Genomic DNA, 1868 nt, shown 5'->3' with positions numbered 1-1868 from the left:
TTGCGGGAGCAGGGATGGGTACCATCGGTTCGTGGTGGTCGCGTCGAGCTGCTGAAGCCGCCGTCGAGGTCCGCCCCTCACTCGCAAACGTCGGGTGGTGGGATGCGTTTCTCGCGAACCATCTCACCGACTGGCTGTACTTCCAGTTCCCAACGGCGATGACGGCGTTCACAGTCGCCTTCACGACGTTCGTGTTCCTCGTCACAGCGTGGCTGGTGATCAACGGATGAGGGGACGTTACACACAGACCCGCCAGCAGTTAATCGAGGAGCCGATCCAACCAGGAACCAACGTCGACGCGCCGTGGTACACCCCACGGCCTGATCGCGACCGTCACTACCAATGAACGTCGAAGATGTCCTCGGTGGGATGGAGCTGCCGCCCGACACGGACATGGTTCAGTTTGGCTTCGTCACCGACACCTCTCACCTCAACGATGAGCAGCGTCGACTCCGTGTTGAGGCGTTAGACGAGACGTACACGATTCTGGAGGCTCGGGAGGTCACAATCCCCGAGGGAGACAACGATGAGTGACGAGGAGGATACTTTCAGCGACGTGCCTGTTGTCGGCCACCACGTTGAGGCGGAGATAGAGGAACCCGAAGATGGGCTGGCTGACGCACTCAACCACGCTGCCGAGGAACTGGACATCACACGTCGTGATCTCCGCTACGTGAAGATAACGGAGTACGATGTTTCGTGGGATGAACCACGGACGATGACGCTCCCCGTAGGCACGTTCGAGCGGCTCTGTGCGTGGTTCCTTCAGACAGACAGCCCCGATGAATACCTCGGTCCTGATCCCGAAGATGCGTACGAAATAAACTCCGACGCTGACGGACTGTTCGATGCCGACCACGGTGAGATTCCCGATAGTTCATCGTACGATGTCATTACAGGCGAGGTGTGGTTCCAGATCGATGCGGTGAGAGCCGCAGACTGTGAGGGGATCGGTAACAATGACTGAAGGCCATTGCCAAAACTGCCAAGTCTACACGACGCTGACCGAGGCGACATCCCCGAACGGCGAGACGTACTGGGTCTGTGAGAACTGTGTCCCTCGCGTTGAGGAGGGCAATTGTCGCGTGGTAGCACACAATGGCTGAACTGGAAGGGGTGAACACGACGTGTTTCGTCTGTGGGGAGGACTACGAATCTCCAGAGCACACGTTGTTCTGTCCAAACAGCCTCGCAGCGATCTACTACACGCCCTCAATGCTCTCCGAGGTGAGTGAATTGTATGGATGACGTTCAGGCGTTCACCACGACGATGTCGATGTTTACGTGGGTCGTCTGCGTCACGGCGATGATCCTCCACGTCGTCGGTGCGTGGGTCGGCTGGTGGCCCTTCGAATACTGGCCGACGTATCTCGCTGCGACGATTGCGTGTCTGCTCAACGTCGTCGCCACGGGGCTGACAGTCCAGCTCCGTCGACACCAGTAGTTACACCAATCTTTTTATACTTACAACCCAAACAGAGGGGTGTATGGATTCTGATCCAACCCCCGATACACCAGACCGAATACAGGTCGGGCAACGGGTAGAGTGCCGACTTGAAGGCCCGTTCAAGGGACAGAACGGCCGCGTCGAGGACATCTTCGCAGGTCAGGCGAAGGTACGGCTTCCGACGGCGACCATCATGGAATCGCTTGACGCCTTTGAACGGGTGGGAGCAGCGTGAGTACGGACACGCCCGAACTTGACGACAACGAAGCCGTCGTCAACGACGGGTGTTCTGCGAAGCGAACGCCCGATCCGTGTAACCCGAAATACGCCCCGACTGGTGACGTGACTGTCCCACCGTGGGCAGCAGGCGTCGTTGGGGACATCTCAGGGACCGAGACAGCGACGGCAGCCCCCGAGGATC

7 protein-coding genes are annotated in these 1868 nt (G+C 58.7%); all 7 read left to right on the top strand.

All coding sequences use genetic code 11. From position 1 onward, the window contains the following. Positions 1 to 230, top strand: a 230-nt coding sequence (locus tag EXE42_RS15320) for a hypothetical protein (protein ID WP_206750728.1), incomplete at its 5' end; no start/stop codon positions are given. Positions 231 to 342: 112 nt separating this feature from the next. Beyond that, positions 343 to 534 (top strand): hypothetical protein, encoded by a 192-nt coding sequence (locus EXE42_RS15315; protein WP_137694962.1) that lies wholly within the window; start codon positions 343 to 345, stop codon positions 532 to 534. Continuing rightward, positions 527 to 967, top strand: a complete 441-nt coding sequence (locus tag EXE42_RS15310) for a hypothetical protein (RefSeq protein WP_137694963.1) — start codon at positions 527 to 529, stop codon at positions 965 to 967. Before EXE42_RS15315 ends, EXE42_RS15310 begins: the two co-directional genes overlap by 8 nt. Before the next feature lie 131 nt (positions 968 to 1098). Continuing rightward, the gene (locus EXE42_RS18695; RefSeq protein ID WP_158293431.1) at positions 1099 to 1248 is read left to right on the top strand and encodes a hypothetical protein; all 150 of its coding nucleotides are present in this window, start codon (positions 1099 to 1101) and stop codon (positions 1246 to 1248) included. Then, complete coding sequence (locus EXE42_RS15305; RefSeq protein WP_137694964.1) at positions 1241 to 1444, top strand: hypothetical protein; 204 nt, start codon at positions 1241 to 1243, stop codon at positions 1442 to 1444. Before EXE42_RS18695 ends, EXE42_RS15305 begins: the two co-directional genes overlap by 8 nt. Positions 1445 to 1487: 43 nt before the next feature. After that, the gene (locus EXE42_RS15300) at positions 1488 to 1682 is read left to right on the top strand and encodes a hypothetical protein (RefSeq protein WP_137694965.1); all 195 of its coding nucleotides are present in this window, start codon (positions 1488 to 1490) and stop codon (positions 1680 to 1682) included. Then, the coding region (locus EXE42_RS19640; protein WP_206750727.1) for a hypothetical protein at positions 1679 to 1868 on the top strand (190 nt) is incomplete at its 3' end. The genes EXE42_RS15300 and EXE42_RS19640, both read left to right, overlap by 4 nt.

It is taken from the genome of Halorubrum sp. SP3 (genome assembly GCF_005435195.1).
Lineage (GTDB): Archaea > Halobacteriota > Halobacteria > Halobacteriales > Haloferacaceae > Halorubrum > Halorubrum sodomense.
Note: the sequence above shows the minus strand (reverse complement) of the source record. Positions and strands in the feature narration are given on the sequence as shown.